This is a genomic window from Sphingopyxis lindanitolerans, assembly GCF_002993885.1.
Lineage (GTDB): Bacteria > Pseudomonadota > Alphaproteobacteria > Sphingomonadales > Sphingomonadaceae > Sphingopyxis > Sphingopyxis lindanitolerans.
The window spans coordinates 1,897,670-1,915,820 of record NZ_CM009578.1; the positions used below are offsets into that span (position 1 = coordinate 1,897,670).

Genomic DNA, 18,151 nt, shown 5'->3' on the forward strand with positions numbered 1-18,151 from the left:
TCTCACCAACAGGCGGCAGGGAAGGTTGCCGCACTTAGAAGTTGAACCGGATCCCGGCCGCGTAGCGGGCATAGCCCGGCGACACGAAGGTCACATTATTGTTGCTTCGCATATGCGCGCGCCGTCCCTGCCCGGTGAGGTTGATCCCCTCGACAAAAGCGGTGAAGCCGGGGATGAACTCATAGCTCGCGCTGGCGTCGACCTGCCAATAATCCTCGACATAGGTCGGGTTCGGCCCGGTGGACTGAAGGAACTGGTCGCGCCAGTTCCAGGCGACGCGCGCCTGCAACCCATTTTTGTCGTAATAGGCGACGGCGTTGGCGCTGTCGCTGAGCCCGGTCAGCGCGAATTGCGGCACCGACGCCGGTTGCGTGTTGTCGTAGACTGCGTCGCCGTTGACGATCGTATAGTTCAGGATGACGCCGAAGCCGGTATCCCAGAAGCTGTGCTGGATCGCAAATTCCCATCCGTTGAGCGACGCGGTCTGGTCGCTGTTGATCGGCTGGGTGATCTGGAAATTGAGCAGAGGGTCGCCGGGCGCGCTGTTGATGACGCCGACATAGGTGCCCGGACCGCCGCCGGTGATCGTCACGGTGTCGGGGTAATGTTCGAAGATATATTGGCGGATCTGCGACACCGTCGCGCCCTGCCCGACTGCGGCGATCGCCGCATTCCAGCGCGGCCCGTTGACCGGCGTGGTCAGCCCGAAAGCCGGGGTATCGACGCGGGTGGTCGAGATGAAGTTGCTGACGTCCTTGTGGAACCAGCCGACCGACACATAGCTGCCGGGTGCATAATAATATTCGGCCGACAGGTCGATATTCTTCGACTTATAGGGGACCAGCCCCGGATTGCCCTGCGCGCCGGTGCCGCCGCCGACGCGGAACAACGTGTCGAGCGTGCGCCCGCCCTGCATATTGGCATAGTCGGCGCGGGTGATGGTGTGGCTGTATGACGCGCGCAGCTTGAGGTCCTCGAGCGGCGAGACGTCGAAGTCGAACGCCGGCAGCCAATTCTCGTACGATCCCTTGAAGCGCGTGAAATCGCTGTCGCCCGACAGGACGATGTTGAATTCATTCTCGCCCACCCACCGCGTGTCGACGGGCACCGGCACCAGCGCCGCCGACGAAATGTCGGTCGACTCATAGCGGACCCCGGCGACGAAATGCGCGGGATTGCCCAGGACGTCGAACTGGGTCGCGACCTGGAGATAGGGCGCCAACGTCTTTTCGGTGATGCGCCGGTCGGTGTTATAGGCCGCGATGCAGGTGCCGGGAATTGCTTGCGCGCCGGTCAGCGGATGGCTGCAGGTGCCGTAGAGGCCTTCGATCAGATCGGCCATCCGCTCGAAATCGAATGTGTAGAAGCTCTGGATCATTCCCGGCTGCGCGAGCCCCGGGAATTTGTCAGGGATGGTCTCGAGCGTGAAAATGTCGTCGGGAATGTCCGACGCCGGCCCCGCGCCGCCCCAGGTATCGTTCTGGATCGTGCCGAAGGCGGACCGCACATTGTTTTCGACATAGGAGACGCCGAAATCGATGCTGTCGAGGAAGCCGCCCTCATGATCATAGCGGCCGTGCAACTGCACCTGGTTGATCTCGTCGCGGAAATAGGCGGCGCGGAACGCATTGCCCGTCGGCTGGATCAGCGCCGCGTTCAGCGGATCGATCCCCGGATACATTTCGTAGGACAGCACCGGCATGTCGTTCTCGAAATTCACCATCTGGTTCTGGATGCCAAAGATCGCGTTGCCGACCGACATGCTCGACCCGAACCGGTTAACCGGCTTCACCGTCGCGGTCGAATGATGCGCGTCGAGGTCGATCGTCACGCCGTTGTCGCCCTGCCAGGTCAGGTTGAAACCCAGCGACCGGTTGTCGGCGCGGTTGTCGGAGAGCGCGCCGCTGTAGGACAGATCCTTGCCGCTGTTCAGCGTCGTTTCGCTCGGCGGCGCGTTCGGCGCCGCAAAATGTTCGGAATAGAAGATCGGCCCGGCGACTGGACCGTCGGTCCACGCGCTCGTCGTGTCTTCGTGGTTGAACCAGATGCCGACATTGCTGTTCCGCGTCTGCACCGTGTTACGCGAATAAGTGTAATCGAGCGTCGCGGTCAGCCCATCGACGGGACGGAACTGCAGCACCGCCTGGCCGTTGATGCGCTCGCGGTCGATGTCGTTGAGATCGTAGGAAGCGTTCTGCGGCACCTGATAGACGTCGGCCGGCCCCGGACGATTGGTGATGTTGGCGAAGCGCGGATCGCCGGGAAAAGCCAACCCGCCCCACATATTTTCTTCGGCGCCCAAATAGCCGTCGCGCCAGCCGACATTGGCCTGGTTCGTGCTCGACTTGCGCTTTTGATAGGATCCGGTGATCAGGATACCGATCCTGTCGTCAGCAAAGGTGGTGCTGAAGATGCCCGAGATTTCGGGTGTGATCGGATGGCCTTCGTTGCGCGAACTGTCATAGACGCCCTTGACCGACAGGCTGCCGCGCATCCCCGGCCTGTCAAGCGGGCGCGGGGTGCGGATGTTGATCGTCGAGCCGATGCCGCCCGATTCGATCGTCGCGCGACCGCTCTTGTAGACCTCGACCGCGGCGATGCCCTCGGACGCGAGGTTGGCGAAGTCGAACGAGCGCGACGAGGGCGCGCTGCCGCCGTCGCCGATGATCGCGGTCGGCATCTGGCGGCCGTTCAGCGTCACCAGGTTGAATTCGGGGCCGAAGCCGCGAACGGTCACGGTCGAGCCTTCGCCGTTCGAGCGGTCGATCGACACGCCGGTGATGCGCTGAAGCGATTCGGCGAGGTTGGTGTCGGGAAATTTGCCGATGTCTTCGGCCGAGATCGCGTCGACGACGCCCTGCGCATCGCGCTTGATCGTGGTGGCCGATTCGAGGCTGGCGCGGATGCCGGTCACGACGATTTCGTCGCCGCCGCCGACAGTATCCGCCGGCGCCTCCTGCGCCACCGCGGTCTGCGCCGCCCCGATCAGCGACAGTGCCGACGTGCCGACCAAAAGCTTGGCGAGCCAATGCCTGTGCGAAGCCTGCATCCCTAACCCTCCCGATTGAACCGTTCTGATGACGGCGCTTTTCATGTGAACGTTCACCTAAATGATAACGTTCTCTTTGTCAACGCATTCGCGGGTCCGTTACAGAGCAGACACCGAGGAAGATGGATCGTTGCATGCGATGAAAAATCCAATCGGCCCCGCTCGAAGACCAATCATAAACGTTTTGAATTAAAATGATTTTTTACAGATTGTCCAGCCCCGCACCCGCGACTGGGTTTGGCGCGGAAAGGCAGCCGCGGGAGGGCTGCGATTACGAATGCAATGCCCGGCCCGCCGCCACGAGAAGCGAAAAACATGGACGGCGCTGGCGATAAGAAATGCGGCGGTATCGCTCCCCATCGGACACGCTGCGGTTGCCGATATCCGATGAGGCATTCGGCATCGGCGCACCTGTGCGAGCGGTTCGCCTGCCCGCGCCCGAGGCGGAACGGCAATCGTATCATTTCCGCAGGCGCTCGTGGCCGACCAAGCGGCCGATCAAGGCCTCTACACCGAAATTTAATCGCTTCGCGCTAGGCATCGCCCGGAACTTTGAAGGTGATCGGCCAATGAGGCATTCGTCAGCAATGGCAGCATGCGTCCTGCCACTAATCGGGTTGCATATGCCGGCCCATGCGCAGGATTTGGGCTATTCCTCCAGCGGAACGCTGGGCGTGACGGTTATCATCCAGCCGTTGGGCGATGCCGCGCGTGCGGATTCGCAGCTCGGCGCCGTGGGGCTATGGACCTTTGCCGGCGCGAATCCGGGCATGATGATCAGCGGCCCTTCGGCGACCGTCGCGGGCGGAACCGCGACCGTTTCGCTTCTGGCGCAGACCGTATCGGCGCTGACGGTGCGATCGACGGTGACCGGCAGTCCGCTGGCGGTGAGAACCGAAAGGTTCGGCAGGGAGTTGCGCCGCACGAGCACGACCCTGAATGTGGCCTCTTCCTATGCGGAACTGGGGGATCGCAACTCCCAGATGTACATAATCGGGACGATCTGATCTGTTAGCCAGTTGAATTCTGCCTCGGTTTGGGACAGACGCCGAAAAACACGGATTCGGCGGAGGGACAAGGAATGTTTCGCAAGGCGTTAACTGCGGCTGTCGCGATTCTCTACGCCACGACAGCGCAGGCTCAGGCGACGGGAAATCTCTCGATCGACAAACTGTGGGTCGAATTTTCGGGCGAGGGGACGAACCGCGGCGACGTCCTGATCCGAAACGACAGCAAGGATCGATATTACGTCACCATCACCACGTCCGAGATACTGAATCCCGGATCGGCCGAGGAAACGCGCGTCGCGCGCGCAGACCCGGAGGCCGCCGGGCTTCTCGTCACCCCCAATCGCCTGATACTCGATCCGGGGGTCATGCGCGCCATTCGCATCGTCTCGCTCAACGAAGCGCCGCAACAGGATCGGATTTACCGCGTCCTGGTGTCGCCCGAGGTCGCGAGCGAAGCCGCCGCGGCCCCGGCGGACAAGACGTCGACGCTGCAGATTCGCCTGATGGCCGCCTATGATATCCTGGTCGTGGTCCGTCCCAAGGGCGCCAAACCCGACCTGCACGCCGATCGCAGCGCGGACAAGATCATTCTCAGCAACCAGGGCGGCACCAATATCCTGCTTTCGGAAATGTCGGCCTGCCCCGCGCAACTGACCGAGGCGGATGCCACGAAGTGCCGTCACCTGGACAGCGTCAGACTCTACGCCGGCCAGGCGACCACGGTGGGCCTGCAAGCCCCGGACGAGAAGATTTTTCTCAAGACCAGAACCGGCCCCTCCGACGATCTCATCCAGCGGTCGTTCTAACGCTGCGAATCGGAAGCGCGCCCCTTTGATGCGGCGGGGCTGAACGCCCTGCCGATTCCTCAGGGCTACCAGCGGCCCCATGATCCTCATAGGGTTGTGGATCGGGCATCCGCGCTCCAGGCAGCCTGATGCGGCGTCTTTCCAATCCAGGGGGGCCTCTCGGAGCGATCGACCTTGGACGTTGGCGGCTGGCGCTTGGCTCTCCCCGCGCCGTCGGCGTGCAGACCCCGTCACCTTCCTTGCGCTATCCTTGATCTTTGCGGCCCGGGGCGTCCTCGACGCCGGATCGCCATCTTCCGATGACCGACCGCTCCCGAAATCCGGTCGCGGGCCAGGCCGGTCCCGGCAGGACGAATATCCTGTGGACCGCAGGCCCGCGAGGCCCCCTTGCACGCGCCTCGCAACTTCCTTAACATTAGGTGATAATTTTTGTTAATAAATAAGCCATGCCTGCCCCAAAACGGGCCATGGTGCAATTTTGCGTGGGAATTCAGTTGACGAACCGTAACTATTATCTAACCGGATGTTAAGGGTCGCTTAACCCTTGATCAACGGTAATCTGGAGATTTTCTCATGAAGGCATTCGCTGTTCTGGCCGCCACCGCGGCCCTTATCGCTTCCCCCGCACTCGCGCAGTCGACCGATGGTCAGCTGAGTTCGACCTCGAGCACCGGCACGTTCGACGTCAATGTCACCGTCGTTCCGATGGTGAAGGTCAGCGGTCTCGACCCCATCACGCTGAACATCGACCCCGCCACGATCGCCAGCAACTTCGGCACGACCAGCGGTCGTACGCAGTTCTGCGTCTATTCGAACGTCAACGCCGCGGGCGACTATAATGCTCAGGTGACCGGCGTCGCTTCGGGCGACAACGGCAACCCCTATGGCCTGACTGGCGCGACCACCGGCACCATCTTGCCGCACACCGTCGGCTATTGGGACAACGCCAACTACAGCTCGACCGGCGCGCTGTTCATGCGCAACAGCATTGTCCGCCCCAGCATCACGACGAAGAACGGCCAGGCGCGCGCGACCACGCTCGACTGCACCAACGGCGGCCTGGGTGGCAGCAACGCCTCGATCCAGGTAGCTGTCCGCAATCCGGTCGCTCTCGCCGCGCTGGCCGACACCTACCGCGGCACGCTCAACGTGACCGTTTCGGTTCCGTAAGCCATTAGAGCAAATTGGAAGGAGGGCGAGGATGGTTTCCTCGCCCTTCGATCCATTCGGTTTGTTGAGAGGGAGGCGGCGAATGTTCATGACGATACTGGCCTTCCTCGGGGTCATTGGCGCGCAACCTGCGCCTGTTGCTGCGGATTCCCCGGTCGCCAGCGCGCGACTCGTGTCCCAAGACCAATTCCAGCTCCGCTGGCACGGCGTCGGCGATCTGCGCGCCTCGGCGCAGCTGTGTGTTTCCAGTTCCACCGGTCGTTTCCAGCTGGATATCCAGCCCATGTCGACCAGCTTCGGCACTTCCGAAGCGCCGCCCTTTGAAATCGCCATATCGACCAGGGCGGGCGATCGACTGGTCCAGCCGGCGAAGGCGACCGGATTCACGACATTTGAGGGCCGCGTCCTGCCGGACGATTGCATGGGCACCGGCAATGTGACGATCGAACTGCGCTTCCAGCAGTCCGGGCTGACCGAGGCAATCGCAGGCGCGTATTTGGAACGAATCCATCTCAGCGTTCGCCCGTTGTAATCGGATCGACCCTCCGTGCCACTCCGATGCCGTCATCTGCTGCTACTCTCCGCCGCTTGGTCGGCGACCCTCTATACGCCCTGCGCCAATGCGCAGGCCATCGAGGCGGCGCCTCCCAGCGCGACATCCCCTCCCGCGCCAGAGCGTGGCACGCCGCCACCGGGTTTCGAGGATCTCGAACAAGCCACCGACACGCTGTTTGATGTTGTAGTTCTCGGTCGGCGCATCGGGTCCTTTCGGGCGACTCTGTCCGACGGAATGGTCACCTTCGCTTCGCCGGAATTGCTGGCGGATGCCTTGGCGGGCGTCGTCGAACGGCAGGCCGTTCTGGACCTGCTATCCCGCCCCCTGCCTGCCAATGAGCAACTTCGATGCTATCCGGGGCAGACGGTCGGCTGCGGCCTGCTTCCGCCCGGCAAGTTCGGCCTGATCGCGGATTCGCAACGCTTTTCGATCGAGATCTTCTTTGATCCGGTGAGCGTGAAGCAAGGCCGGGAGCGTCGACTGGAATTGGGGCCGAGTTCGGCCGAGGGTTTCGGGCTGGTTCAGAATGTCGCGATGTCCGTCGCAACCAGCGGGTTCAACGGACGAAATCTCGAACTGGGCGGCACGCTGGATACCTTGGCGAGCGTCGGCCAGACGTCCTTCGTCGCACAGACCTTTATCGGGACGGGCTTCGGCGCGCGCCTCAACCAGGGGCATCTGCAGCATATTTGGGGCAACCGGGTAGCCAAGGCGGGGCTGATCGAAGATTATAACACCGAGCTTCTGTCCAACTATCGCATGATCGGCGCCGAGTTCGGAAGCTTCTATCCGCGGCTCGCCTACGACACCGACAGCCAAGGCTCGCCCCTCGACATCGTCCTGCCACGCGACGCCGATGTCGAAATCCGCCGCAACGGCGTACTGCTTTCGGCGCGACGCTATGGCGCGGGTCCGCAGCGGCTCGATACCGCGGGACTGCCGAACGGCTCCTATACGGTCCAGATCGTCGGTCGCGCCGACGGCATGGTCGTGCTCGACGAAATACGCAATTTCTCGCGAAGCGGGGGGCTCCCGATCGTCGGCAAGACCGAGTTCAGTTTCCGCGCCGGGCTCTATGTGGAAGACCGGTTCAGCGTATCACAATCGGGATACACTTTTTTCCCCGATCTCAGGCAATCGCCGGTGTTTGGGGCGCGAGTGGCTCGTCGCATTGCCCCGACCACCAGCGTCGAAGCGGACGTGATGAACATCGATGGCCTGACGGTGGGCGAAGCGACGGTCCGGACTTTCATCGGGGGCGTCGAAGGAAGCGCCTCGTTCGCCCTGGCCGACGATGGCTCTTACGGCGCGTCTGTCCTCGGCAGCGCGGTCTTATGGGGGGTGCGCTTCAACCTTGCGGCCCGGACGATACAGACCGACGCGCGTTTCGACCCGACCAGCAGCGGCTTTGGCCGATATCAGCCGTTCCTGCGCCGCGAAAACAGCATCGTGATGTCGACGCAATTTCCCCTCGCCGGCGGAACGCTCGGCCTGTCGGGCGGCTATTCGAGCACGCCGGGGTTGAAGGATCGCTATACCGCCTCCGCCCGCTATTCCCGGGCGGTCAAGCTGTTCCATCGCCCGGCCTTCCTTTCGGCCTATGCGCTGCGTTCGGATGCCGAAACGCGCGTCGGTTTCAGCTTCGCCTTGAACTTCGGGATCGGGCCGCGGACGACGCTCTCCGTGGGGACGGGCGCCGAAAATGTCTCCAACTCCACGGGCTCGAGCCGCAACGGGATCTCGCCCGTCGTGAATGCCAGCATCTCGCACCGGGACCGCTGGCAGGAATTCGATGTTTTCGGTCAAGCCAACGCTTCGACCAGCGCCGACGGCGAACGGCTCGGCGGCGGCGTCAACATCTCCTCCCCTTATGGCGTTGCCGACCTCAATGCGCAGCATGTCCGCAACCGTTCGGGCAATTTCACGACGCTGGTCGCCAATGCCCAGAGCGGCTTTGCGATCGGCGGCGGCGCGATGAAGCTGGGCCTGGCGCGGCCGGGTGAAGCGGTGATCCTGACCGACCTCGACGTCGCGGCGGATGACAATGCCGCGCGCGCGGCGAACAGCGGATACCGCGTCCGCATCGACGCGCAATCCTACGACTTGCTGCAACCCGGAAAGATTTCCGCCGCCGGCGTGGCGGCGCTCGACGAATATGAAATCACGCTGAGCCCCGAAAATGCTCCGCCTTACGACGTCCGGATCGACCCCCGCACGGTCATCGTATATCCGGGGAATGTCGTTCGCCTGCGCTATGAGGCGCGGCGCGATTTCACCATCTTCGGACAATTGATCGGAGAGGACGGGCATCCGCTCGCGGCGGCGACGATTCGCGGCGGAAATGACCTGATCGTCACCGACCAAAACGGATATTTCACCCTCACCGTCCCAAGCGATTCCCAGATCCGAGCCGTGCTGCCCGGCGGAACGCAATGCCGCGATGTCAATATAAAGGACATCGTCAAGGATATGGGGAAGCGCGAATTCTATCGGGTCGGCAAAATCAAATGTGACATCGAATAGCGCGCACGACGGGTTCCAGCATGCACCCACGGGGCGAGGACCGGACGCAGGCCTGGAATTTCAAATCCGTCGCCGTCAAATCACGAGCGTGAATCAGAGAGCTTGGCACCGCGATAGAATCGCGGCTCAGGTCGACCGGACAATGCTCCCCGTCCCGACAACCCGTCCGCAACCGGACCAGGCCACCAGCTTCGCCGCCTTTCGCAACGGGAAAAGCGGTTCCTCGCCAACGGCAAATCAAACCGCTGCGGACATTTGCAGGCCGTGTGGTGCCCAACCTCGGTCCCAAGGTTGGACACGAAACAAATTTACCAAGTGAATCCAGGGGGTCATTCGGAATGGATGGAGGCCCGAGCCGGAATCGAACCGGCGTGCAAGGATTTGCAGTCCTCTGCGTAACCACTCCGCCATCGGGCCTCAGACGCAGATTTGCGTGGAGAAGGCGCCCCTAGCGACTTCGCCGCTCACTGGCAATGCGATTGTTGGATGATGGTCGGGCGATTTGACGGTGTCACGCCGCGATGCGGGCTTGGCGGCTCCTTCGTTGCCAGCTATTGCGCGGCGCAGGTTGACAGCGTTGCTGTATTACTATTACAATACAGCGCGGCATCGGTTACGGCTGCGCGCGACGCTTTGGGTCCAGGGAATCGGAATCGGATGATGGCGACGAAATTGAGCGAGATGGGGGCGGCCGACATGCGCGCCGCGATGATCGACAGCCAGCTTAGGACGAACGACGTCATCGACCCCGCCGTGATCGGCGCGATGGGCGCGGTGGCGCGCGAGGCGCATGTGCCCGCGGCGCTGGCCGGTGTCGCCTATATGGACCGCGCGATCGATCTTGGCGCTGGCCGCGCGCTCAATCCGCCGCTCGTCACCGGCCGTCTGCTCGTCGCCGCCGATATCCGGGCGGGTCAGCGCGTGCTGCTGATCGGCGCCGCGACCGGCTATACCGCCGCGCTGCTCGTCCGGCTCGGCGCCGAGGTGCACGCGGTCGAGGAACAGGCCGATCTGCTCGCCGCGGCGCGCGCCGCCGTCGCCGACGCGGCGATCCACTGGACCCACGGCCCGCTGGCCGTCGGCGCGCCGAACGCCGCGCCCTTCGACCGCATCGTCATCGACGGCGCGATCGAGACGCTGCCCGACGCGATCGCCGCGCAGCTTGCCGAAGGCGGGCGAATCGTCGCGGCCCGGCGCGACGGCAGCGTGACGCGCCTTGTCCAGGGCGTGAAGACCGGCGGCACGGTGGCGATCCGCGCCTTCGCCGACATGGACGTCGCACCGCTTCCCGGCTTTGCGGCGCCCAAGGGCTTTCAATTCTGACGGCTCCCTCTTCCTCCCCCGTTTCAGGCTGAACATCCGATGCACGATAAAAATCCTGTCGAGACCGGTCGCCGCACCCGCTGGCTTGCCGGACTGGCGCTGGGCGCACTCGTCGCGGCGGCACCTGCGCACGCCGAAACGCTGCAGGGAGCGCTCGCCAAGGCGTATGAGAACAACCCGACGCTGACCGGCGCGCGCGCGGGCCAGCGCGCGAATGACGAGAATGTCCCGATCCAGAAAGCCGCGGGGCTGCCGTCGGTCGGCGCCAGCGTCGATTATCAGGAAAATCTGGTCGTTCCCGGCAACAGCTTTTTCACACCGGGCCGCTCGCTGTCGACCGGCGCGCAACTGTCGGTTCCCATCTATCAGGGCGGCGCGGTGCGCAATGCGGTCAAGGCCGCCAAATATCGCGTCGAAGCAGGCCAGGCCGACCTTCGCGCGACCGAGGCCAGCATCTTCGCGCAGGTCGTCGGCGCCTATATGGACGTCATCCGCGACATCGCGATCGTCCAGCTCAACCAGAAGAATGTGTCGGTGCTGCACACCAACCTGCAGGCGACCAGCGATCGGTTCGAGATCGGCGACCTGACGCGCACCGACGTCGCCCAGTCGCAGGCGCGGCTCGCGCTGGCCGAGGGCGATTTGCGGACCGCCGAATCGAACCTGATCCGCAGCCGCGAAACCTATATCCAGCTCGTCGGCGAAGCACCCGACGATTTGCAGCCGCCGCCGGTTCTGCCCAACCTGCCCACGACCGCCGAGGAGGCGGTCGCGATCGCGCTCAACACCAATCCCGACATCGATGCCGCCGACCAGCGCCTCAACGCCTCGCGCGCCGACATCGGCGCCGCGCGGGCGACGCGCGCGCCCAAGCTGTCGGCGACGATCAGCGGCGGCTATAACAATAATCTGAATTCGATTCCGGCCGGGAATGCGGGGGCCGACAATACGACGACAAGCGCCATCGCAGGGGTGTCGATGACGCTTCCGATCTTCCAGGGCGGGCGCCCCTCGGCCCGCGTGCGCCAGGCGCAGGCCCAGACGAGCCAGGCGATCGAAAATTATGTCGCGGTCGAGCGCGACGTGATCGCACAGACGCGCGGCGCCTATGCCGCGTGGCAGGCGAACGAGCGAATCATCGCGGCGACCGAACAGGCGGTCGGCGCCAACGGCCTGTCGCTGGAGGGCGTGCGCGCCGAAAACAGCGTCGGCACCCGCTCGATCCTCGACATATTGAACGCCGAGCAGGAATATCTGAACGCGCAGGTCCAGCTCGTCTCGGCGCGCCGCAACTCCTATGTCGCCGCCTTCTCGGTCCTCGCCGCGATGGGCAAGGCCGAAGCGCGCGACCTGGGGATCGAGGGCGGCGCGCTCTATGATCCCGAGGCCAATTACCGCCGCGTGAAGGGCCAGATCTTCGACTGGGCCGACGATCCGAAGCCCCAGCAGGTGGCAACCGATACCAAGAGCGTTCCGGCCGCCGACGCGGCCGTCCCGCCGTCGATCGACACGGCCTTGCCACAATAAGCTTGGCAAAGCCCGCTTCGCACCGGTAGAATGATGGTTAACCGCCCTTGAAGGGCAACCCGCGATGGCGCGGGGCCCGGAATTTCGTGGGGTGAAAGGGGCCAATATGGGCGATCTGTCGCGAGAGCCGTCTATGGAAGATATCCTGTCGTCGATTCGGCGGGTGATCGCCCGCGACGAGGCGCCGAGCGCCCGCGTCCAGCGCGGCGGCGAGGACGTCCTCGATCTTCATGACGAAGAGGCCGGGCACGCGGACGAGGCCGGCGATCCCACCCCCGCGATCCCGACCGAAGAGGAATTGGTGTCGGCGGCAAGTGCCGACGCGGCACGCCAGTCGCTCGAAGCGCTGAACGCCGCGGTCTCGCCCGCCGCCGCACCCACGGCGGCCACCCCCGCAAACGGCCGCACGATGGAAGAGGTCGTCCTCGAGGCACTCCGCCCGATGCTGAAGCAATGGCTCGACACCAATTTGCCCGCGATGGTCGAAGCGATGGTGGCAAAGGAAATCAGCCGGATTACCGGGAAGCGGCTTTAATCCGCTTCCTCTCCCCCTTGATGGGGGAAGGATGCGCAGCCGTGAGAAGAAATTACCGCGCCCAATCCTCGAGCAGATAGCGCGCGATCGCCAGCGGCGGCGGCGCCACGAAGCTGGCGCCCATATCGCCCGCAAGCGCGCCCAGCACTTCGGCACGATCGACCCACATCGCGGCTTCGATCTCGGTCGTGTCGAGCGTCAGCGCGGGATCGCGCGCGACGGCGCGGCAACCGATCATCAGCGACGACGGGAAAGGCCAGGGCTGGCTCGCCACATAGGTGACGTCCGAGACCTGGATGCCCGCTTCCTCGAACAATTCGCGCGCGACCGCTTCCTCGAGCGATTCGCCGGGCTCGACGAAACCCGCGAGCGCCGAGAAGAAACCGGGCGGAAAGCCCGGCTGGCGCCCGACGAGCACCCGCCCCTCATATTCGGCGAGCATGATCACCACCGGATCGACGCGCGGGAAATGTTCGGCGTTGCAATTCGCGCACTGTCGCCCCCAGCCGCCGCGAAAGATCGCGGTCGGCGCCGCGCACACCGCGCAAAACCCATGCCGCGCGTGCCAGTCGACGAGGCTGCGCGCACCGCCATAGAGCGCCGCTTCCTCGGGCGACAGCAAGGGCAGCAGCCGCATCACGGTGCGCGAGCGCGCGTCGATCCGCGCCCCCGGCGCAGGCGCGCGGGCAAAGCGCGGCGCCCCGGCATCGTCGATCCCCAGCAGCAGCAGCGGCCGCTCGTCGGCCGGATCGAGCGGCTCCCAGATGAGTCCGCCACGCTCACCGGGGACCGGGTCGATCCCGTCCATCGCGAGGCAGGTCGCGCGCGGATCGGCCGTCGCCGCGGCGAAGGCGTCGGCGTCGGTGCGGACCTGATCGGCGCGGTCGAGCCGCGCGCCCGTGAACCCCAGAGGCAGCGGCATCAGGGCGCCCCATCCGTGTGGAGAGCCTGGCTGAAGATGTCCTTGTAGAAGGCCTTGCCGAAGTCGCGCTGGAAGGGCAGCGCCTCGGAGGGCATATATTGGGTATAGCCGCCGACGCGGTAACCGCGCTTGCGATCGACGAAAGCGATCGTCCCCGCCGCCCCGCCCCAGCCATAGACGCCCTCGCCGGTCGGCGACGACGCGAGCGACACGCGCCCGCCGGCGCCGAACCCCTCGCCCTCGACAAAACTCCCCTTGCGATCGACCGTATCGGACAGCAGGTTCGACATCGCGAGCCGCGCGGTTTCGGGCTTCAGGATGCGCACGCCGTCGATCGCGCCCTCGCCCAGCAGCATCGCGAGGAAGCGGTCATAATCGCGCGCGGTCGAGACGAGCCCGCCGCCGCCATAGGGGATCGGCGGCTTGTCGAGATAGATCGAACTGGTCGCGGGATCGATCGGCAGCAGCGCGCCGCCGAAGGGCGCATAATTGGTCGAGAGTCGCCCGACGTCGGCCGCCGCGACCTGAAAGCCCGTGCTGGTCATGCCGAGCGGGTCAAAGAAGCGCGCCTTCAGGAATGTGTCGAAAGGCTGGCCCGACACGACCTCGATCACCCGGCCCATCAGGTCGAGCCCGACCGAATAGCTCCACCGCGTGCCGGGTTCATAGACGAGCGGCAGCTTGGCGAGCCGGTCGGCGAATACAGCGAGGCTCGGCGCCGAACTGCTCTGCGGAAAGCCCGGAATCGGCAGTCGGCTGACTTGCCCGCCCAGGATTCCCGCCGCATTATAGGCGTCGCGGATCGGCCCTTTCTGGATGATATTATAGCCGAGTCCGGCGCTGTGGGTCAGCAACTGGCGCACCGTGATCGGCCCTTTCGCCGGGCGCACGTCGGTGATCGATCCGTCGGGGGTATTCTGGACGGTCATGTTCGCGAAAGCGGGCAGGAAATCGGCGATCGGCTGGTCGAGCGCCATCCGCCCTTCCTCGATCAGCAGCATCGCCGCCATGCCGGTGACCGGCTTGGTCATCGAATAGAGCCGCCAGATCGTATCGCCGTCAACCGGCTTCGCCGAATCCATCGCCTGCGTGCCCGCGCCAAAGACATCGAGCGCCGCCTGCCCGCGGCCGATCGCGGCGAGCGTTCCCGCCAGTTCGCGCCGGTCGACAAAGCCCTTGATGAAATCATCGGTCGCGGGATAGAGCGCCGCGCCGTCGGCCTTCCACGCGAACGCCGCGCGCGGCAGCAGCATCCCCGCGCCGCCCAGCGCCATGCCGCCGAAAAACCCCCGCCGCGAAACCATCATGGTCATGCAATGTCCTCCCGCATCCTGTCGGTCAATTTTCGATAGAGCGTCGGCAATCCGGCCGCGTCAAGCGCCGAAAGCGGCCACCATTCGCCTTCCCCTGCGGCATGCGCGCTTTCACGGCGCACCAGCGTCAGCCGCAGGTCGAAATGGGTGAAGCCATGATCGACATGGACGAGACCAGACTCGGTCGGCGCCTCGCCCGTCCATTCGCCGCCGGGCAGCGCCCGCATCCCGCCGAGCATCCCCTTGCCGGGACGGCGGACGAGCCAGACCGCGTCGCCCTCCTCGATCCACCAGGCGAGCCCATAGCGTTGCGGCTTCGCCTTCTTCGGCGGCTTGACGGGCAGCTGGTCGATGTCGGAGCGTCCGCGCGCGCGGCAATCGGCGCTCACCGGGCAGCGGGTGCACGCGGGGGCGCGCGGCGTGCAGATGGTGGCGCCGAGGTCCATCAGCCCTTGCGCGAAATCGCCGGGGCGATCTTGTGGGACGAGCGGCGCCAGCGCGGTACGAATCTCGCGCTTCGCCGCGGGAAGCGGCGTCTCGATCAGCCGGTGCCGCGCGATCACCCGCTCGATATTGGCATCGACGACGACCGCGGCCCGGCCAAAGGCGATCGCCGCGACCGCGGCCGCGGTATAGTCCCCCACGCCGGGCAGCGCGCGCAGCGCGTCCTCGCTATCGGGGAAACGCCCACCATGCTGTGCGACCACCACGCGCGCGCAGGCGAGCAGGTTGCGCGCGCGGGCATAATAGCCGAGCCCCGCCCATGCCGCCATGACGTCGGCATCGTCGGCCGCCGCCAGATCGGCCACCGTCGGCCAGCGCTGAACGAAGCGAGTGAAATAGCCCGCGACCGCGGCGACGGTCGTCTGTTGCAGCATGATCTCGGCCATCCAGACGCGATAGGGATCGGGGGTCGCGGCGCTGCCCGGCGGGTGTCGCCACGGCAGATCGCGCGCCGCGCGGTCGTACCAGCCGAGCAGGCGTTCGGCGAAACTATCGATACTCTGGACGCTCACCCCCCGCCTATGGCATGGCCTTGCGCATGACGAAAGACGCGAGCGAGGGCGGCGCGGGCAAAAAGCCCAAGGCCAGGGCGAAAGTCGCCAAGGCCCCGGCGCGCCCCTATGAGCGGCCGCGCGGCGGCGAGGCGCGGTCGATCGCCGACCTCGTCCCCGAAATCGGGCGCACCGCCTTCCGCAAATTCGGTTTCATCCAGTCGTCGGTGGTCAGCCGATGGCGCGAGATCGTCGGCGACCGACTCGCCGACGTGACCCAGCCCGCGATGATCCGCTTTCCCGTGGGGCAAAAGGCGGGGGGCACGCTACACCTGACGATCAGCGGCGCGCACGCGCCGATGCTTCAGCATGTCGCGCCCGACATCATCGCGGCGGTCAACCGCTTCTTCGGCTATGCCGCGATCGCCACCGTGCGCATGTCGCACGGCCAGGTCACCCCCGCCGCCCCCGTTCAGCCGCCGGCAATGCTGAAACCCGTACCCGCCGAACTGGGCGATAGTCTGCGCGACATCGGCGACCCGGAACTGCGCACCGTGCTCGAACGCATGGCGGCGGGGCTCGCGGGACCGGCAAAAATCCCCAGGATCAGTTGAAGGTTCGTCATGCCCGCATTTCGTATCACGCCGCTTGCCCGCCGCTCCGCGATCGCCGCCCTGACCGCCGCCGCGCTCACCTTGTTCGTCGCGGCCACCCCGGCCAAGCCGCCGCTGTGGTCGGCGAATATCAGCACCAGTTCGATCGGCGCCCATATCGTCGGAAATCCCAAGGCAAAAGTGAAGCTGGTCGAATATTTCAGCTATACGTGCAGCCATTGCGCCGATTTCGCGAAACTCGGCTCGGCGCCGCTCAAGACCCAATATATCGACAAGGGCCTCGTCCTCTTCGAATATCGCAACCTGGTTCGCGACCCCGTCGACATGACCGCCGCGCTGCTCGCGCGGTGCGGCCCGGTCGGCGCCTTCGCCGGCAATCATGAGGCGATCTTCGCCGCGCAGCCGGTGTGGCTGAACAAGGTCGTCAAGGCGAGCGACGCGCAAAAGGAAAGCTGGTATCAGGGCGACACCAGCGCGCGCGCGCGCAAGATCGCCGCCGACGTCGGCCTTTCGGCCTTGATGCAGAAACGCGGCTATTCGGCGGCCGAGGTCAACGCCTGCCTCGACAGCGAAGTCGCGCAGGCCGAAGTGACCGGCATGACCAATATCGGGCTTTCGGCCGATCATGTCCGCGGCACCCCGACCTTCTTCGTCAACGGCCACGATGTCGAGGTCACCGCCTGGTCGGCGCTGAAAACGAAACTCGACGCCGCGCTCAAGGGCTCGTAAAAGCCCGCTCCTGTCGCCACCACCCTATCACTGCCCAAGGAAAGCCTGACCATGATCCAGCCCAAGCTGCGCATCCTCCTCCTCGCCTCGCTCGGCGCGCTTGCCCTCACGGCGTGCGGCGAAAGCAAGACCGACCAGACCAAGGAACAGGACGTCATCGCCAAGGTCGCCGCGCCCACGGGCAAGATCTGGTCGCAGACGGTCAGCAAGAATGCCGACGGCGGCTATGTGATGGGCAACCCCGACGCGCCGATCAAGGTCATCGAATTCGCGTCGATCACCTGCTCGCACTGCGCCGCCTTTTCGCAGGAAAGCCACGAGGAGCTTCGCCGCGACTTCATCGACACCGGCCGCGTGAGCCTGGAGGTTCACAACTTCATCCGCGACCCGCTCGACGCCACCGCCGCCGCGATCATCCGCTGCGCCCCGGTCGACCGCTATTTCCCGCTCCAGGACAATGTCTTCGCCTCGCAGGAAGAATTGTTCGCGGGCGTGAAGGGCAATGAAGCCGCCGCCGAGGCCGCGATGAAGCTGCCGCCCGCGCAGCGCTTCGCCGCCTTTGCCAAGGCGCTGAAGCTCGACACCTTCTTCCAGTCGCGCGGCGTGACCGGCGAACAGATCAACGCCTGCCTGTCCAACGTCGACAATATCTCGAAACTCGAGGCGGGCACCAACGCGGCGGCCGAGAAATATTCGATCCAGGGCACGCCGACCTTCGTCGTCAACGGCCAGGTTCTCGAAGGCGTCGCCGCCTGGGGTCCGCTGCGCGACCACCTGCGCACGATGGGTGCACGCTGACACCCTGATCCTCCCCGCCGCGGAACGGTGGAGAGGGCAGCTTTCCCGGCCGCCGCTTTCTTCCCCCATCATTCCCGCCAAGGCGGGAATCCCGCTGCCTCCTTCTTTCGTCATTGCGAGCGAAGCGAAGCAATCTCCAGCCATCGGCCCTGCGCAAGGCCGATGGCTGGAGATTGCCGCGTCGCCTACGGCTCCTCGCAATGACGATGCAGGGCAATATCTTCAAGGCTTAAGCCCTTGCGACTCCCCCCTCGCCGCGCCATGACGGCGTCAGGGGGATA

General features: G+C 65.1%; 15 protein-coding genes and 1 tRNA gene. 11 read left to right on the forward strand and 5 right to left on the reverse strand.

Going from position 1 to position 18,151, the window contains the following annotated elements:
• Window positions 1–34 precede the first annotated feature (34 nt).
• Complete coding sequence (locus tag CVO77_RS09115; protein ID WP_192878892.1) at window positions 35–3,049, reverse strand: TonB-dependent receptor; 3,015 nt, start codon at window positions 3,047–3,049, stop codon at window positions 35–37.
• Between the two features lie 623 nt (window positions 3,050–3,672).
• Between CVO77_RS09115 and CVO77_RS09120 the strand changes: the two genes are divergently transcribed.
• The 5 genes from CVO77_RS09120 (at window position 3,673) to CVO77_RS09140 (ending at window position 9,114) form a co-directional block, all read left to right on the forward strand.
• Complete coding sequence (locus CVO77_RS09120; protein ID WP_105998763.1) at window positions 3,673–4,056, forward strand: hypothetical protein; 384 nt, start codon at window positions 3,673–3,675, stop codon at window positions 4,054–4,056.
• A 74-nt stretch (window positions 4,057–4,130) separates the two neighbouring features.
• Complete coding sequence (locus CVO77_RS09125) at window positions 4,131–4,865, forward strand: fimbrial biogenesis chaperone (RefSeq protein ID WP_105998764.1); 735 nt, start codon at window positions 4,131–4,133, stop codon at window positions 4,863–4,865.
• Window positions 4,866–5,438: 573 nt separating this feature from the next.
• Window positions 5,439–6,035 (forward strand): hypothetical protein, encoded by a 597-nt coding sequence (locus CVO77_RS09130; protein ID WP_105998765.1) that lies wholly within the window; start codon window positions 5,439–5,441, stop codon window positions 6,033–6,035.
• 82 nt (window positions 6,036–6,117) lie between these two features.
• Window positions 6,118–6,567, forward strand: a complete 450-nt coding sequence (locus tag CVO77_RS09135) for a hypothetical protein (protein ID WP_105998766.1) — start codon at window positions 6,118–6,120, stop codon at window positions 6,565–6,567.
• 15 nt (window positions 6,568–6,582) lie between these two features.
• Window positions 6,583–9,114, forward strand: coding sequence for a TcfC E-set like domain-containing protein (locus CVO77_RS09140; protein WP_146130844.1), 2,532 nt, complete (start codon window positions 6,583–6,585; stop codon window positions 9,112–9,114).
• A gap of 343 nt (window positions 9,115–9,457) precedes the next feature.
• On the opposite strand, the gene CVO77_RS09145 is transcribed toward CVO77_RS09140, so the two are convergent.
• Window positions 9,458–9,531: transfer RNA gene (locus tag CVO77_RS09145), tRNA-Cys, on the reverse strand.
• Window positions 9,532–9,774: 243 nt separating this feature from the next.
• Between CVO77_RS09145 and CVO77_RS09150 the strand changes: the two genes are divergently transcribed.
• The 3 genes from CVO77_RS09150 to CVO77_RS09160 all read left to right on the forward strand — a co-directional run bounded on the left by CVO77_RS09150 (window position 9,775) and on the right by CVO77_RS09160 (window position 12,499).
• Entirely contained in the window at window positions 9,775–10,437 is a 663-nt protein-coding gene (locus CVO77_RS09150) for a protein-L-isoaspartate O-methyltransferase family protein (protein WP_106000748.1), read from the forward strand.
• A 39-nt stretch (window positions 10,438–10,476) separates the two neighbouring features.
• Entirely contained in the window at window positions 10,477–11,964 is a 1,488-nt protein-coding gene (locus CVO77_RS09155; protein ID WP_105998768.1) for a TolC family outer membrane protein, read from the forward strand.
• Window positions 11,965–12,097: 133 nt separating this feature from the next.
• Window positions 12,098–12,499: a DUF2497 domain-containing protein gene (locus CVO77_RS09160; RefSeq protein WP_242446158.1), complete on the forward strand. Its 402-nt coding sequence runs from the start codon at window positions 12,098–12,100 to the stop codon at window positions 12,497–12,499.
• A gap of 52 nt (window positions 12,500–12,551) precedes the next feature.
• On the opposite strand, the gene nudC is transcribed toward CVO77_RS09160, so the two are convergent.
• From nudC to CVO77_RS09175, 3 genes are read right to left on the reverse strand one after another with little or no spacing between them, the layout of a single operon-like run.
• Window positions 12,552–13,421 carry an NAD(+) diphosphatase gene (gene nudC / locus CVO77_RS09165; protein WP_105998770.1) on the reverse strand — a complete coding sequence of 290 codons (870 nt, stop codon included), beginning with the start codon at window positions 13,419–13,421 and terminating at the stop codon, window positions 12,552–12,554.
• The gene (locus tag CVO77_RS09170) at window positions 13,421–14,734 is read right to left on the reverse strand and encodes a serine hydrolase domain-containing protein (RefSeq protein WP_105998771.1); all 1,314 of its coding nucleotides are present in this window, start codon (window positions 14,732–14,734) and stop codon (window positions 13,421–13,423) included. Before CVO77_RS09170 ends, nudC begins: the two co-directional genes overlap by 1 nt.
• Window positions 14,731–15,750 (reverse strand): A/G-specific adenine glycosylase, encoded by a 1,020-nt coding sequence (locus CVO77_RS09175; RefSeq protein ID WP_105998772.1) that lies wholly within the window; start codon window positions 15,748–15,750, stop codon window positions 14,731–14,733. The genes CVO77_RS09170 and CVO77_RS09175 overlap by 4 nt, the downstream gene beginning before the upstream one ends.
• A gap of 26 nt (window positions 15,751–15,776) precedes the next feature.
• Between CVO77_RS09175 and CVO77_RS09180 the strand changes: the two genes are divergently transcribed.
• Genes CVO77_RS09180 through CVO77_RS09190 form a run of 3 tightly spaced genes read left to right on the forward strand, consistent with a single transcriptional unit; the run spans window position 15,777 to window position 17,870 of the window.
• On the forward strand, window positions 15,777–16,343 hold the full coding sequence (locus CVO77_RS09180; protein ID WP_106000749.1) for a DUF721 domain-containing protein: 567 nt from the start codon (window positions 15,777–15,779) through the stop codon (window positions 16,341–16,343).
• 9 nt (window positions 16,344–16,352) lie between these two features.
• Window positions 16,353–17,072 carry a thioredoxin domain-containing protein gene (locus CVO77_RS09185; RefSeq protein WP_105998773.1) on the forward strand — a complete coding sequence of 240 codons (720 nt, stop codon included), beginning with the start codon at window positions 16,353–16,355 and terminating at the stop codon, window positions 17,070–17,072.
• A 51-nt stretch (window positions 17,073–17,123) separates the two neighbouring features.
• Entirely contained in the window at window positions 17,124–17,870 is a 747-nt protein-coding gene (locus CVO77_RS09190) for a thioredoxin domain-containing protein (protein WP_105998774.1), read from the forward strand.
• Window positions 17,871–18,151 lie beyond the last annotated feature (281 nt).